This is a genomic window from Ensifer sp. ENS03 (genome assembly GCF_014852035.1).
GTDB lineage: Bacteria > Pseudomonadota > Alphaproteobacteria > Rhizobiales > Rhizobiaceae > Ensifer > Ensifer adhaerens.
Genome location: NZ_JACVAV010000010.1, coordinates 199632 through 215293, shown reverse-complemented (window position 1 = coordinate 215293; position 15662 = coordinate 199632). Strand labels below are relative to the sequence as shown.

13 protein-coding genes are annotated in these 15662 nt (G+C 62.2%); 2 read left to right on the top strand and 11 right to left on the bottom strand.

Features of this window, described 5'->3' with window-relative positions:
- Positions 1-183 precede the first annotated feature (183 nt).
- The 11 genes from IB263_RS28165 to IB263_RS28115 all read right to left on the bottom strand — a co-directional run bounded on the left by IB263_RS28165 (position 184) and on the right by IB263_RS28115 (position 13517).
- On the bottom strand, positions 184-1890 hold the full coding sequence (locus IB263_RS28165; RefSeq protein ID WP_192439316.1) for an adenylate/guanylate cyclase domain-containing protein: 1707 nt from the start codon (positions 1888-1890) through the stop codon (positions 184-186).
- A gap of 147 nt (positions 1891-2037) precedes the next feature.
- Positions 2038-2976 (bottom strand): XdhC family protein, encoded by a 939-nt coding sequence (locus tag IB263_RS28160; protein ID WP_192439315.1) that lies wholly within the window; start codon positions 2974-2976, stop codon positions 2038-2040.
- A 1-nt stretch (position 2977) separates the two neighbouring features.
- A complete protein-coding gene (locus tag IB263_RS28155) occupies positions 2978-3559 on the bottom strand; it encodes a UbiX family flavin prenyltransferase (RefSeq protein WP_060521226.1) in 582 nt (193 codons plus the stop codon).
- 4 nt (positions 3560-3563) lie between these two features.
- A complete protein-coding gene (locus IB263_RS28150) occupies positions 3564-4937 on the bottom strand; it encodes a UbiD family decarboxylase (protein WP_192439314.1) in 1374 nt (457 codons plus the stop codon).
- 60 nt (positions 4938-4997) lie between these two features.
- The gene (locus tag IB263_RS28145) at positions 4998-5942 is read right to left on the bottom strand and encodes an amidohydrolase family protein (protein ID WP_034791749.1); all 945 of its coding nucleotides are present in this window, start codon (positions 5940-5942) and stop codon (positions 4998-5000) included.
- Between the two features lie 18 nt (positions 5943-5960).
- Positions 5961-6884, bottom strand: coding sequence for an amidohydrolase family protein (locus tag IB263_RS28140; protein ID WP_034791747.1), 924 nt, complete (start codon positions 6882-6884; stop codon positions 5961-5963).
- Between the two features lie 401 nt (positions 6885-7285).
- On the bottom strand, positions 7286-8416 hold the full coding sequence (locus IB263_RS28135; protein WP_060604847.1) for a GTP-binding protein: 1131 nt from the start codon (positions 8414-8416) through the stop codon (positions 7286-7288).
- A 2-nt stretch (positions 8417-8418) separates the two neighbouring features.
- The gene (locus IB263_RS28130; RefSeq protein ID WP_060529470.1) at positions 8419-10725 is read right to left on the bottom strand and encodes a xanthine dehydrogenase family protein molybdopterin-binding subunit; all 2307 of its coding nucleotides are present in this window, start codon (positions 10723-10725) and stop codon (positions 8419-8421) included.
- Positions 10722-11204: a (2Fe-2S)-binding protein gene (locus tag IB263_RS28125; protein WP_192439313.1), complete on the bottom strand. Its 483-nt coding sequence runs from the start codon at positions 11202-11204 to the stop codon at positions 10722-10724. The genes IB263_RS28130 and IB263_RS28125 overlap by 4 nt, the downstream gene beginning before the upstream one ends.
- Positions 11201-12064, bottom strand: a complete 864-nt coding sequence (locus IB263_RS28120) for a xanthine dehydrogenase family protein subunit M (protein ID WP_192439312.1) — start codon at positions 12062-12064, stop codon at positions 11201-11203. Before IB263_RS28120 ends, IB263_RS28125 begins: the two co-directional genes overlap by 4 nt.
- A gap of 61 nt (positions 12065-12125) precedes the next feature.
- Positions 12126-13517: a nucleobase:cation symporter-2 family protein gene (locus IB263_RS28115; protein ID WP_034791739.1), complete on the bottom strand. Its 1392-nt coding sequence runs from the start codon at positions 13515-13517 to the stop codon at positions 12126-12128.
- A 164-nt stretch (positions 13518-13681) separates the two neighbouring features.
- Here IB263_RS28115 and IB263_RS28110 point away from each other — a divergent pair, with 164 nt between their 5' ends.
- Together IB263_RS28110 and IB263_RS28105 are read left to right on the top strand one after the other, a co-directional pair.
- The gene (locus IB263_RS28110) at positions 13682-14578 is read left to right on the top strand and encodes a LysR family transcriptional regulator (protein WP_034791737.1); all 897 of its coding nucleotides are present in this window, start codon (positions 13682-13684) and stop codon (positions 14576-14578) included.
- A gap of 185 nt (positions 14579-14763) precedes the next feature.
- Complete coding sequence (locus IB263_RS28105; RefSeq protein WP_112975067.1) at positions 14764-15552, top strand: aldolase; 789 nt, start codon at positions 14764-14766, stop codon at positions 15550-15552.
- The last annotated feature ends 110 nt before the right edge of the window (positions 15553-15662 follow it).

The following is a 15662-nucleotide window of genomic DNA, read 5'->3' as shown; positions in this document are numbered from 1 at the left end:
GCCGATAGCGTTCGCATGCAACTCCTGTAGCGGTAAGGAGTCCGCTGTCCGCGCAAGGCCAATAGCTGCCAAGGCGACCGTCGTGTCCTGATTGGATACGCCGCCGTGCGCGATAGGCATCGATAACGTCGCTAGTCAAAACGATGAGGCTGCCCGCAGGCCGATTGCCCTTACTCCCCGCTGTCACATCTCCGGCAGGCCAGCCTTTCGGAAGCCGTCTGCAAAGTGGTCCCGTACAGATGCATCGCGCAGCGGCTGGGAGTTGAGCCAATGGCCGATCGTAAAATGAGGGTGGGCGATCAGGAACAATTCTGCTTCTCGCCGCGCCTCCTCAAGGTGGCCCATTTGCGCAAGCGTAGCAGCCAGGAATTTGCGTGAGTTGGTACGATACGTGTCTTTCCTGCGCAGTGTAGCCGTTGCCGCCTCATAGTCACGCGCGGCGTATTGCGCCTGCCCAAGATGACAAAGATACCAGCAGGCTGGATAGGGATTGAGCCGCAGAGCTTTTTCAATCTGTGCCAGTCCGTCGGCAACCCTGCCGTCCAGCACGGACATGTCCGACATGGCGGCCCAGGTGTCGGCGTGGTTGGGGTCTAGCTCCAGGGCCTTGCCGAAGGCGGCTTCTGATTCCTCCCATCGCCGTTCATAAGCCAAAATAGTCCCCAGAACGTAACGGCTGCCGGCATCGTTGGGGTCCAGGTCGACGGCCTTCTGCGCGAGCGTCACCGCCATCTGACGGTTAGGATCTTCGGGCTCGCCGAAGTGAGTCCAGGCCAGCCAACGATTATAGGCGAGCAGACCGAGCGCTTCGGCATATGATGGCTCAAGCTCAACCGCGCGCTGAAGCAACACATAAGCCTCACGCGCAGTTTGCGGCGACTCTTCCGTCAGCAGGCGGGCGCGCACACACAGATCGTACGCCTCAAAATTCTTCGGCCGATTGCGCTGCGTCGGGATGGTCAGTCGGCCGATGAGGGCTTCAACAATCTTGGCGTTAACTTCATCCTGTAATTCGAAAACGTCTTCCACCGTCCTGTCAAACCGGTCGGCCCACAAGTGCTGGCCGCCAAGCGCGTCGATCAATTGTGCATTGATGCGGACACGACCCATTGCGCGTCTGGCGCTCCCCTCGAGGACGTAGCGCACGCCGAGATCCTGGGCGACGAGCCGTACGTCGACCGGCTTGCCCTTGTAGCCGTACACGGAATTGCGCGCGATGACGAAGAGGCCAGCTGTACGGGAAAGGTCGGTGATCAGGTCTTCGGTCAAGCCGTCGACGAAAGGCGCGTCCGCTTCATCCCCACTCGTATTCGTGAACGGCAATACAGCGATCGAGGGACATTCGGGCAGCGGCAAAATGCTCTGCAGCGCATCCGGCCAATGCCACACGTGCACCGGGCGAGCCAGGTTTTTTAGGTAGCGTTCGCCTGCATCAAAGAAACGGTCGCCGATCTTGCCGACGATCTCGCCGTGAACTTTGGCTGAAATGCAGATACCTCCCGGTGCGGCCAGCGTCTCTAGGCGCGCCGCGACATTGACACCGTCGCCGAGAACGTCTGAACCGTCGTCTATGACATCTCCCAGATTGACCCCTACACGCAAAAGCAGGCGCCGGTCTCCGGCAGCTTCGACAGCAGTGGTGGCCCGTTGCATTTCCAACGCTGCTGCGACCGCGTCCACCGCGCTACCGAATTCGATTAAGAATCCGTCGCCCATGACCTTGAAGATGCGACCCGTGTAACGCATCACAGCCGGCTCGATAACGCCAGAACGGAGTTTCCTGAGGTCGGCCAGCGTTGCGACTTCATCAGCCTCCATCAGGCGTGAATATCCCACCACATCGGCAACGACGATGGCGGCAAGGCGACGCTGAAGAGATTGATCCGTCATGTTGAGGACAAGCCTAACGACCGAGCTCGCAAGGTATTGTTCAACCGCGAGTGAGTCAACAAGTCGCAAGAGGTAATGCCAGGCGACCTCCGCCTCCATCGAGGATTGAGCGACTTTATCGGCGCCCTTTGTCTTCGGATGGGAGACCTACATCCAGTCGAGCCGCAGGCGCGCGTGTGCGATATCGGCCACGACCGAGACTGCGAGTGAACGTGCATCCCTCGCCTTGTCGAAAAGGCCGATCGGCGCCTTGATGCGAGAAAGCAGACGCTCATCTCCCCCGCAATCACGCAGGAGCTGGCAGCGTTTCGCATGGGTCCGGCGGCTGCCAAGGGCGCCGATGTAGAACGCATTCGACGTCAGCGCCGCATCGAGCAGCGGCAACTCGCGATCAACATCGTGGAAGAGGAGCGCGACGGCGGTGTCGCCGTCTAGTTCGTCAGGCGAAGGCACTTGCCCGCGCTCGAGCACGACTGTCTCGTAGCCGGCCGCAACAGCAACGCGGGCAACCGCATCGATCTCGAGCGGAGTGCCGGCGAGGATGACCCGCGGCCTCGGCCGGTAGGCGCGCACAAAACTCTCGCCGTACCAGCCGCTTGCCTCGCTGCCGTGCTGCAGCGAAAGGGCGCGCTTGCCAGGATGATAGCGTAGCCCAACCGGCGAGCGACGTTGGAGGGTGGAAAGCGCCTGGCGCAAGACTGCCGCGTCCGCCAATACATGGATCGCAAGGGTAATGCCGCCGCCACAGGGCAGGACAATATCAAAAAACGGGGACCCTTCGCCAAGTCGAAGCGTGCGATCAAGGCCCTTTCCAAGAGCGGTGATGGTTTCGGCGGCCACGGCCGCTTCGGTGCAACCACCGGAGACGAAACCGCAATAGAGACCGTCACTGCGCACGACCATTTGCGCGCCGAGGGCGCGCGCAGCGCCGCCACGAATTTCGACGAGCGTGATGAGGGCCGTTGACTGCCCCTCTTCGAGCGATCGAGCGGCGAAAGACAGTACTTCGATTGCATCGTCCGACAGGAAGGCAGCGCGCGGTTCTGGCGAAAGCGTTTCCGGATCGGCGGCGATGCGGATCGTCATCTCACTCCACTCCCTGCGTTCCCCGCCAGCGGCGCACGATACCCGGATCGAGATCAAAGAGATCGAGCACGCGGCCGACGGTGTGGTCGACCATGTCTTCGATGCACTGAGGTTTCGCGTAAAAGGCTGGGACAGGCGGATAGATGATGCCGCCCATCTCGGTCACATGCGCCATGTTACGGATATGGCCGAGATGAAGCGGCGTTTCTCTGAGCATCAGGACGAGGCGACGACGTTCTTTCAGCACCACGTCGGCCGCACGGGAAATGAGGTTGTCCGTCGTGCCCGTGGCGATCTCGGCCAGCGTCTTGACCGAACAGGGGGCGACGATCATGCCGAGCGTCTTGTAGGAGCCAGAGGAACAGACGGCGCCGATATCCTTGTTGGAATGGGTGGTCGTCGCCAACGCTTCGAGGTCCTGTCTGGAAAACGTCGCCTCGGCCGCAAGCGTGATGCAGGCCGCACGCGACATGATCAGATGTGTCTCGATCTCGAGGTCACGCAGCAGTTCGAGGATGCGCTTGCCGTAGACCACGCCCGACGCGCCCGAAATGCCAACGATCATGCGTCTTGGATGCGTCATCGCCCTATCCCGCGCTTTTCAGGAGTGCTGCGGCGCGCGCACAGGCGTCGTCGCTGATGCGGGCGCGCACGCCATGGAAATTCGGGCCGCGCGTCGCATCGAGCCCCATCCGCGAGGTCGTGCCGATGCCGCTGGCGGAGGGGTCGAGCGCATTGCCTGGCAGGCCTTCGATGATGACGACGTCCTTGTGCGGCTGGAAATGAGTGGCAAGCGCCCAGAGCACCTCACTGTCGCGGGTAATATCGACATCCGCGTCCACCACGACCACGGTTTTCAGGTACTGGTCCCAGCCGAGAAGTCCGAGCATGACCTGCCGCGCCTCCCCCTCACGCGTCTGGTTCATGGCGATGTAGGCGTGAAAATGGGTGCCCGACGAGGGGTAGTGCACCGCGGTGATCGAGGGAAAGCGCGCCTTCAGCTTCTCCACCACCTCGGCCTCGCGCGGCACGCGGCCGAGATTGAGGTGTTCGGCCGAATTGCCGCCGGCGACGCTGACGAGGATGGCATTGCTCCGGCGCATGACGGTTTCGACGGTGAAAAGGTTGTTGGTCGAGCGGTCGGAGGAATAGCCTGTGAACTCGCCGAACGGCCCCTCCTCCACATGCGCCTCGGGATCCAGCACACCTTCGAGCACGATCTCGGCATGGGCGGGAACACGAATGCCGTACTTTGGCGTCCGCACCACCTGAAGCGGCTCGCCCATCAGGCCGCCGGCGACATCGCGTTCATCTTCACCGAAGGCAAGTCGGGCAGAGGCTGCGATCATGAAGAGCGGATGGCCGCCGATGACCATCGCGACCGGCATCGGCCTGCCCTTCTCCTTGGCCATGTTCATCAGCCGCCAGAGATGGCCACGCGAATGCAGCGAGGTGGCGAGCGAATTCTTCGAATGGATCATCGCGCGGTGGTAGCTAAGATTGCCGGCGCCAGTTTCGGGATGCTCGCCGATGATGATGCCACTGGTGATGTATTTCGCCCGGTCCGTGTCGAAGTGCTTGAGCATCGGCAACGCATTGAGATCGACGGCATCACCCGAGACGATCTCCTCGGTGATCGGACCTTCCTTCAGGACTTCCGGCGTGAACGGCCGGTTGGCGCGCGCCTGGTAGGCCTCGTGCAACCTGTCGGCGGTCGAACCGAGCAGACGGGCGACACGATCGCGTGAGGCAAAGATGTTGCAGAGGACCTCGCTGCCGACGCCGCTGACATCCTTCAGGTGCAGCATGGGATGTCGCCCCCGCTCAGCCAGGTTCCAGATCAGTGCTGTCGCATCCTGATCGTCTAAGACCGGCTGGTCGATGGTGATGACATCTTCGGGGTGCTCCGCCCTGTAGTCGGCGAGGAAGCTGCGGACATCTTGCTTGTGGTACTGGGTCATATCTTAGCCTCGACGCGACTGGGGGGTGACGGCGCCCGGAATGGGCGCCGTCGTCTTTACTCAGGCAAATTCCTTGTGCTTGCCCGTGGCCCGGTCGACACCGGCATAGCTATCCTTCAGACGCGCCTGAGCGTCCCTCAGGTCGCGCGGCGGCGGCGACGGATCGATGCCGACGAGCTTGGCGATGTTGTTGCCGAGATAGCCTTCGAGATCGTCCTCGGAGAGATTGATGCCGTGCGGCGGATCCTTGCAGAGCACTTCCAGTTCGCGCAGCCACATGCCCGGATCGTTCGGCGGGCTGTCCGTGCCGAAGACGATCTTGTTCTTCGGCAACTGCTGGGCGAACTCCACGATGCGCGACTGGAAGCACCAGCCGGACTCGCAATAGACGTTCGGGGTATCCATCGCCATCCAGAAGGACTCGAACGAATAGTTGCCGCCGGTCTGGATGCCGAAGTGACCGATGATGAAGTTCACCATCGGGAACTCGCGAATGATCGGATAAAACATCGTCGGGATGGTGTACGGGCCGTCGCCCGTGTGGATGAGCACGACGACGCCGAGTTCGGCACACTTCTTCATCGCCGGACGCAGCCAATCAAGCGCGCGGTCGGGGCGATAACCGTGCATGTTGGCGTGCAGCTTCAACATCTTGAAACCGTACTCCTTGACGTGGAATTCCAGCTCCGCAGCACCGTTTTCAGGTCCCCAGCGCGGGTTGTAGTTGAAGTTGCCGATAAAGCGGTCCGGGTACTTCTGGCAAAGCTCGGCGCAATAGGCCATGTAGTCGCGAATGCCGTCGCGACCCTTGCGGTTGCCGTCGCGGTAGCCGGTGTTGCCCGGCGGCGGCTGGATGAAGCCCATGTCGATCCGGCGCGGCTTGCCGTTGATCATGTAGGGACCGTCCATCAGCTTGAGCATGCGCTCGCCGGTGAAGGGCTCGCCCGTGTGACGCCACGCCTCGTCGACGAGGTTGGTCGGGTGAAGATGGGTATCAATGATCATTGTTCACTCCGTTCAAATTTACGCGGCAAGGGCGACGCCGTGCTGGCGCAGATACGCCTCGGCTTCCTCGACGGTGGCCGGTGGCTTCGTCGCTTCCAGCCCGATCATCCGGGCGACGTTGTTGCCGAGGTAATCTTCGAGCGTATCCTCATCGAGGTTCAGGCCCTGCGGCGGCTCGTGGCAGAGAACCTCCAGGAGGTTGATCCACATGCCCGGTTCGTTCGGCGGCGTATCCGAGCCGAAGAGGATCTTGTGCTTGGGCAGAACCTTGGCGAATTCGACGATGCGCGACTGCAGGCACCAGCCGGATTCCACGTAGACACTCGGTGTGTCGAGTGCCATCTGCATCGGCTCAAACACGTAGACGCCGCCGGTCTGAACGCCGAAATGCGCCAGGATGAAGTTGACCTCCGGAAACTCGCGGATGATCGGGTAGAACTCCGTCGGGATCGAGTACGGTCCGTCACCGGTATGCACCTTCACCATCAGGCCGAGATCCGCGCACTTCTTCAGTGCCGGTCGCAGCCAGTCGAGCGCGCGGTCCGGGCGGTAGGCGTGCATGTTCGCCTGCAGCTGCACCATCTTGAAATCGAACTCCTTGGCGTAGCGTTCGATCTCTTCGGCGCCGTTCTGGGTGCCGTAGCGCGGGTTGTAGACGAAGCAGCCGAGGAAGCGGTCGGGGTGCTCGGTCACCATCTTTTCCGTGTAGGCCATGTACTGGCGGATGGCGGCCTTGCCCTCGAGATCCATCACCTCGTGGGTGTAGATGGTGTTGCCTTGCGGCGGCTGAATGAAGGCCTTGTCAATCCGGCGCGGCTTGCCGTTCACATAGTAGGGGCCATCCATCATCTTCAGCAGCTTGTCGCCGGTGAACGGCGGTCCGTCGTGTCGCCAAGCCAGGTCCACCAGATCGGTGGGATAGCAGCTCAGGTCAATAATCATAGGTTTCTCCTGTCGTAGAGGGTCCGGTCGATGCGGGGCCGCGCGATGAACGCCATGCCGGCCAAAGCCAGGCCTGGATCCGCGATCTCAGGAAATGCCGAGGACGGAGGGAACAGGCCGGCGCATAAGCTCCCAGGGCGGGGCAACCGGGTGTTCCTTTGGTGATCAGCATCGACATCGCAGCCTCATCTTCCAACAGACGGTGAGCAATTGTCGGTGCTTCTACTCGCCTTCAAAGGAACCACTTCGCGCGATTCTTGTCAACTCAAAAAATGAGCTAACTAATTGTTTTTAAAGCTATTTTTGTCGTTGAAAGCAGCAGCAACCGCCCGCGCTGGAGGGGCGCGGGCGGCTCAGACAGAAAGGCTTACGCAAGCGCCGTCCGGCGTGGAGATTCGCTGCTAAGGCACCAGGCATGCACGCAAGTTTCTGTCGATACTTTCGCGGTCGAGATTGCGGCCGATGAACACGAACTTCGACTTCCGTTTGTCTTCGCCCCAGGCGTGGTCCGGGCGGAAATCGACGAGCTTGTGCACGGCCTGAAGCACGAAGAAGCGGTCGTCGCCGGCAACGGAAACGATGCCCTTTGTGCGGAATATGTCGTCGCCGTGCTCGCCGAGGTAGCCCTTGAGGAAACCTGCAAGCTTTTCGCCGTCGAAGGCTTCGGGATAGACGAAGGAGTGGGATTTCACCGTCGCGTCATGCTGGTGCGGCCGAAGGGGGGTCGCGTGCGCGCGTCCATGGTCATGATGATGGTGGTGCCCATGGTCGTGATGCGCATGGTCGCAACACGGCTCCTTGCAATCATGGTGATGATGGTGCTCGGCATCGCGATCGTCATCCATGTCGATGTCGAGAATTTCCGCCCGCTCTCGCACATAGGACGGCCGGAAACCCTTGACACCGAGAATGTTGGAGAGATCCACCTTGCCGTAGCTGGACCTCAGGATGGGTGCTGTCTGGTTCAGCCTGCGCAGAGATGTTTCCAGCGAACCGAGGGCATCCTCCCCGGCAAGATCTATCTTGTTGACGAGGATGCGGTCGGCCGCGACGATCTGGTTGACCGCCTGGTTGTCGCTGCCGTCGAGCACCGGATCGTAGAGATGCTGGTCGATGTGCATTGCGTCCACCAGCGTGACGACGGCGTCGAGCTCCACCTCGTCGGCCACGCTACGGTCGACGAAGAAGGCGGTGGCGACCGGCGTCGGGTCGGCAAGACCCGAGGTCTCGACGATGATGTGATCGAACTTGTCCTTGTGGCTCAGGAGCTTCTTCATCACGTCGATCAGGTCGTTGCGCACGTCGACGAAGCAGCAGATGCAGCCGTTCTGCATCTGGAAGATTTCCTCGTCCGAGGCGAGCACCAGGTCGCTGTCGACGTCCACTTCGCCGTATTCGTTCTCGATCACCGCGATACGGTGACCGTGACGCTCGGTGAGAATGTAGTTGAGCAGTGTCGTCTTTCCTGATCCGAGGAAACCGGTGAGGATCGTGATCGGGAGTTTCTGCTGGCTCGCTGGTTCGATATGCATATTCATGCGCCCTTCTCCCTCAAGGCTTTCAGGATGTCTTCCGGTGTGATCGGATAGTGGTGGAAGCGAACGCCGATGGCGTCGTGGATGGCATTGGCGATGGAAGGGCCGATGGCGATGATCGGATCTTCGCCCACACCCTTGGCGCCCCAGGGACCACCCGGGTCGGGCGCTGCCTCGAGGATGATCGTCTCGATGTCGGGCATGTCCATCGACAGCGGCATCTTGTAGTCGACCAGGCCCGCATTGAGTGAGCGCCCGGTCTTCTTGTCGATGACGTAGTCCTCGGTCAGCGTGTGGCCGATGCCCTGCTGGATGCCGCCCTCGATCTGGCCTTGCGCCGCGATCGGGTGAATGACGCGTCCAACGTCGTGCACCGGCACGACGCGCTTGACCTCGACGATGCCCGTTTCCGTGTCGACGTCCACCTCGGTGAAATGTGCGGCGAAGGAGTAGGATTTCGTCGGCTCGTAAGTGCCGTTGGCAACGATATTGGCGGCAGGAATGCCACGTGAGGGCCCCATGGCCTCCGACACCGTCATAGAGCGATCTGGCTCGGCAATGAGGAAGACCTTGCCTTCGGAAAGGTCGATCTCGTCGGGCGAGACCTGAAGTTTCATCGCTGCCCTGGCGAGCACGGCGGCGCGGACCTTGCCGGCCGCCATCTTGGCGGCCGTGCCGACCAGATAGGTCGTGTGGCTGGCAAAGGCCCCGATGTCCCATGGAACCACGTCCGTGTCGCCATGGATGACGCCGACGTCCTCGAAGCGGACCCCGAGCTCTTCGGCAACGATCTGCGCCAGCGCCGTATGGGCTCCGGTGCCAAGTCCGGCAGCGCCAGTCAGCAGCGTCACCGTGCCGTCCTCGTTGACCTTCACCGTGGCGTTGCCCTGTTCCTTGATGCCGGGATAGGCAGACGAGCCGTGCATCTCGCAGCCGATGCCCCACCCTTTGCGGATGTGCGGGCGCTTCGGATCTGGAGCCCGGTCGCGGTTCCAAAGCGCCTTCCAGTCGAGCACGTCGATGCCGTGCTTGAGGCAGATTTCAAGCCCGTGGCCGAGGATCGGATGGCCTGATGGCGCGATGTCGCCGGCGCGCACCACGTTCTTCAGCTTCAGTTCGGCCGGATCCATGCCGAGCCGTTCGGCCGCTTCGTCCATCTGGATGTCGAGCGCATAGTAGCTCTGCACCACGCCGTAGCCGCGGAAGGCGCCGTTGATCGGGGTGTTGGTGTAGACGCACCGCCCCTCCAGCCGCACGTTCTCGCAGCGATAGAGCGAGGTAGCGGCGGTGGTTCCAACGATGGTCACGCCCGGGCCATGGGACCCGTAGGCGCCGGAATCGTAGACCAGCTTCATGTCGCGGGCGACGAGCGTGCCGTCGTTCTTGAAGCCCTGCTTCAGCCAGATCCGGCAAGGGTGACGGGAACGACCGGCCACGAATGTCTCATGGCGGGTGAACTCCATCTTCACCGGCCGGCGGGTTTCCTTCGCCAAAAGCGCACAGAGAAACTCGTGCTGGAACAGGTCCTGCTTGGCCCCAAAGCCGCCGCCCATATGGTCGACGAGCACGCGCACCTTGGTGAGCGGCAGGCCGAGCACTTCTGCAAGGATGCCGCGCACCATGAAAGAGGTCTGGGTCGAGGTCCAGAAGGTCAGCTTGTTGGAACCGTCCCAGTCGGCGATGCAGACGTTCGGCTCCATGTAGGCCGGGTGTGGCCGCCCGCCGGCAAATGTGCCCTCGAGAACGAAGTCCGCCTCGGCAAAACCCTTATCGATGTCGCCGCGGTTGACGCGCACCGGGTCGAGCACAAGATTGCCGCCCGGCCCAACGTCATGGATCAGTGGTGCGCCTGGCTGCGCGGCGTCCTCCGGCTCGAAGACGGCCGGCAAAGGTTCGTATTCCACCTCGATCAGGTCGAGCGCCTCGTCGGCGATCTCTTCGCTGATGGCGGCGACGGCGGCGACGCCCTCGCCCCAGAACCGCACCTTGTCGTCGAGAATGTACTGGTCCTTGGTGCAGGAGGCCGAGCGTGGATGCGGCGACCCATAGTGCAGCACGCGTGGCACGGTCTCGTGGGTCAGCACAGCCTTGACGCCCGGATAGGCGAGCGCCTTGCTGACGTCGATCGACTTGATGCGCGCATGGGCGATCGCCGCGCGCTTGATCTTGCCGTGCAGCATTCCGGGCAGCTTGATATCGCCGGTATACTGCGCCTCGCCCGTGACCTTTTCGAGCACGTCGTCGCGCTTGACGCTCTTGCCGACGATCTTGAACTCGCGCTGTTCAATGGGGGTGGTCATGTTCATGGTCTTGCAGACTCCATCTCGCGCGCGGCCGATTTGATCGCGTCGAATATCTTGGTGTATCCCGTGCAACGGCAGATGTTGCCGGAGAGCCCGAAGCGGATGTCCTCGTCAGTCGGGTGCGGATTGTCGTCGATGAGCTTCTTCGCCATCATCAGGATGCCGGGCGTGCAGAAGCCGCATTGCGAGGCGCCGTGCCGCATGAAGGCATCCTGCAGCGGATGCAGTCGATCGACACCCGGCTGGAGCCCTTCGACCGTCTCGACCGTACGGCCTTCGGCTTCCACGGCAAGCATCAGGCAGGCGTTGACCGGCTCGCCATCGACGAGCACGGTGCAGGCGCCGCAGTCGCCGACATCGCAGCCCTTCTTGGTGCCGGTGAGGCCGACCTCGTCGCGCAGCGCATCGAGCAGGGAGCAGCAGCCATCGACGGCCATCTCGCGCGCCTCGCCATTCACGGTGAATTCGACCATCCGTTTCATGCGAAAGTCTCCAATGCCTGTTTGATGGCGCGACCGGTCAGGACGCCGACCATGTCGCGACGGTAGTCTGCGCTGGCGCGCACGTTGCTGATCGGCGTGCATTCCTCCATCGCCTTGTCGGCAGCACTCCTGACAGCCTCAGCATCGAGCCTCGTGCCACGCAGCATGGCTTCGGCTTGCGGCGCGCGCAGCACAGTGGCGCCGACCGCACCGAGCGCGATGCGGATGTCGCTGCAGACGCCATCGTCCATCGCCAGGCTGACGGCGACGCCGACGGTGGACAGCTCCATCGCCTTTCGACGGCCGTGCTTGAGATAGGCCTTGCCGGTATTGTCACCCGCCGGCGGCACGGTGATGCCGGTAACGATTTCGCCCTTGGCGAGAACGGTCCTGCCGGGATCGGTGAAGAACTCGCAGATCGGCACCACACGCATGTTGGTGCGGCTGTAGATGTGCACGAAGGCGCCGTCCGCCACCAAGGGCGGAATGGTATCGGCCGACGGTGAGGCGCGACAGATATTGCCAACGACGGTCGCGCGGTTGCGCACCTGGATGGAGCCGAGCGAGGCGAGTGCTGAACGCAGGTTCGGATATCGCTGGCGCACCAGCGACAGGTTCTCCAGCCGTCCGACGGTCACCAGCGCACCGAAGGTCAGTCCGCGCGTCTCGTCATAGGTGATGTCGGACAAACCAGGGATCTGCTTGATGTCGACGACGTTGCGCACGCGGCGCAGCCGTTCGCGGATCTCGACCAAAAGGTCCGTGCCTCCGTTGAACAGGAATGTGTCGTCGCCGAGCTCGGTGAGAAGACGGGAGGCATGCTCCAGCGTTTCCGCCCGATGATAGTCGAAGCGTCTCATGGAATCCTCTTGGGGTTGGGGCTCCGGCGGCGCGCGGCCGCCGGACTAATGGCGTTGTTCTCTAGGCAGGGTCGGCAGCCGGCGCTCCGTCCACGAGTTCGGCCTCCTCCGGCTCTTTCGCCGGAACGCCGTTGAAGAGAATGTTGAGCAGTGCCGCCGCAAAGGTGCCGACGAGCACGCCGCTGTGCAGGAACTTCTCGATCGCCGCCGGCAGCTGATCGAAGATGTTTTCGGCAACGACCGGCACCATGGCGAGGCCGACGCTGACGGCGACGATGTAGAGATTGCGGCGATTGGCCACGAAATCCACCTTCGACAGGATCTTCACCCCCGTCGCCGACACCATGCCAAACATCACGATTGCCGCACCGCCGACGACATAGCTCGGGATCGATGCGCTGACGAAGGCAACCTTCGGCAGCGAGCCGAGCAGGATCAGGATGGCGCCGCCCGCTGCCACCACGAAGCGGCTGAGCACGCCGGTGATCTGCAGCAGTCCGACGTTCTGCGCATAGGTCGTATAGGTGAAGGTGTTGAGCAGGCCGCCGATAATGTTACCGACACCGTCGGTTCTCAAACCCCGGGTCAGTTCTGCCTCGGTGATCTTGCGTCCGGCCATGTCGCCGACAGCCAGGAACTGGCCGGTCGATTCGATCATCATGACGGTCATGACCGCACAGAGCGACAGGATCGACCAGAACTCGAAGATCGGCCATCCGAAGGCGAGCGGGTGAATGATGCGCACCCAGTCGGCCTCGGCAACGCCGTGGAAATCCACCTTGCCGGCAGCGATCGCGACCACGAAGCCGATCCCGATCCCGATCAGGACCGCAAGATTGGCCATGAAGCCCTTGAGAACGCGGGTGAGAAGCAGGATCGACATGAGCACGATGGCAGCCACGGCGAGCGCGAACGGCGCGCCGTAGGCCGGGTTCGGGATCATGCCGTCCGGACCCTTGATCATCGGCTGGCCGCCTGCCGCCCAGTTTACCCCGACGCGCATCAGCGAAAGGCCGATCACCAGCATCACCGTGCCGGTGACAACAGGCGGGAAGAACCGTACCCAGCGGCCGAAGAACGGCGCGACCAGGATCGTGAACACCCCGGAGCCGATGACCGCGCCGATGACGCCCGGCATGCCGAGATCGGGATTGGTGCCCGTCGCGATAATCGAGGGTACGGCGGTGAACGAAATCCCCATCATGATCGGCAGGCGAATGCCGATGTTCCAGATGCCGAGCGCCTGGATGAGGGTGACGATGCCACAACAGAAGAGATCCGCGCTGACGAGCATCGCAATCTGTTCCTTGGGCAATTGAAGTGCGCTGCCGACAATGAGCGGCACGGCGACCGCTCCGGCATACATGACGAGAACATGCTGTAGGCCAAGGGCCATCAAACTTGGGATCGGGTAGGTTTTTTCGACAGGATCAGTCGTATCGGATTTATGCATTCGCTTTCCTCCCAGCGAACAGCTTCCGGCGCGGTGGGAGGGCAACTTCGGCCTCATGATGTGGTCACCGCACGCCGTACAAAGCGGATCATGCGGCTGGCCAAATCAGCAAACAATCGGCACAATCATATTTATTCATATAGTAATTGAATGAATGGACCGGCATGGACATCACGCTGAAACAGCTTCGAGCCTTCGTCACCGTAGCCAATCTGGGGCAGTTCACCCTCGCCGCCGACAGGCTCGGCTCCTCGCAGTCGGCGGTGAGCACGCTGGTTCGGCAGCTGGAGCAGAATTTGAAGCTGCGTCTCTTCGACAGGCATACGCGTCTTCTACGGCTTACGCAGGCCGGCATGGACATCTTGCCGGTTGCCGCACGTGCCGTCGCCGACATCGATGGCATGGTGGAGAGCTCGCGCGAGTTGAATGCGCTGAGACGTGGCAAGGTTTCGATTGCAGCGGGCACCGTGCAGGCAGCTTTGATGCTGCCGCAGCTCGTCAACGCCTTCACCCGGCTCTACCCCGATATCACCGTCGCTCTCCATGACGTGGCGGAGATCGCCGTCCTGGAACAGGTGACCAACAGTTCGGTCGACCTCGGGATCGGAACCGTGCCGGAGGACGATACCGAATTGATGGGTACCCGGCTGACGACCGACGAATTCCTCATCGTCCTTCATCCGGACGACCCGCTGGTCAGGCTGCGTGAAATTCGTTGGACCGACCTGGTTGACCGCAAGCTGATCGGTCCGCACCGCGGCAATCCGATCAGGGACCGCCTCGAAAACGAGCTGGCACGCAACGGTATCGTGCTGCCCTTCGACAAGGCAATGCAGGAGGTGGCCTTGCCGCTGACGATTATCGGCATGGTCGAAGGCGGGCTCGGCGTCGCGATCATGACATCGGCGGTCACACGGCTTGCGACCTCCATGGGCCTCGTCGTGCGCACGCCGACCGAGCCGCACATCAAGCGCGAAGTCAGCCTGATCCAGAAACGCACGCGCTCCCTCTCTCCGGCCGCCCGGCGGTTTCGCGACTTCCTGCTGAAATCGGTGCACTGACGTTTCCATGGAAAGACGTCTTGCATTCAGACGCGACCTTGCGTTTGACCACGCGCATTTTCCGGCGTTATCTGGGCGCGCTGCTGGACCGCGGAACGGCGGGCAGGCAGGGCGCAGCCTTCGCTGCGCGCGGTGGGCTTTCGGCCGGCCGCCGCTCCCAGCTCAAGCCAAACCAGGAGCAACTCATGGCTCATTCCCTGAAAAGCAGCACCGAAGCGGCACGGTCGAACCGGCCCAACCTTTCCACAGATGCCATCCGCAGCACCAAGGAAGATCTGGCGGCCTGCTTCCGCATGGCGGCGCGCAACGGCTTCGAAGAGGGCATCTGCAACCATTTTTCGGCTGTCGTACCCGGCCATGACGATCTCTTCATCGTCAATCCCTACGGCTATGCCTTTCGCGAGCTGACGGCATCAAAGCTGCTGGTGTGCGATTTCAACGGCACCGTCATCGACGGTGACGGTGAGCCGGAGGCAACCGCTTTTTACATCCATGCCGAAATCCACCGCCGGCTGCCGCGCGCAAAAGTCGCCTTCCACACGCACATGCCGTATGCGACCGCCTTATCCATGACCGAGGGCGCCCCCTTGATCTGGGCCGGCCAGACTGCGCTGAAATTCTACGGACGCACCGCTGTCGACGAAAACTACAACGGCCTTGCCCTCGACCATCGGGAAGGCGCTCGCATTGCTGCTGCAGCGGGCGACGCCGATATCGTCTTCCTGAAACACCACGGCGTGCTGGTCCTGGCGCCGACAATCGCCGATGCCTGGGACGATCTCTACTATCTGGAACGGGCGGCCGAAGTGCAGGTGCTTGCGATGTCCACCGGACGGGAAGTCCTGCCCGTCGCCCCACAGATCGCTGAGGCCGCTTACCGGCAGATGCGCGAGGGTGACCCGGAGTCGGCACGGGCCCATCTTGCCGCCATCCGCCGGCAACTCGACGCCGAGGAACCGCAATACAGGCACTGAATGCAAACCAGGGCCGAGGCCAAAAGCCGATCGCATCGGCCCGTTTCAGATTGCCGGTCAACCAGTTGATCAGGCGTCTCTTTCCATGACGTTGGCCATGCTCGATCGGT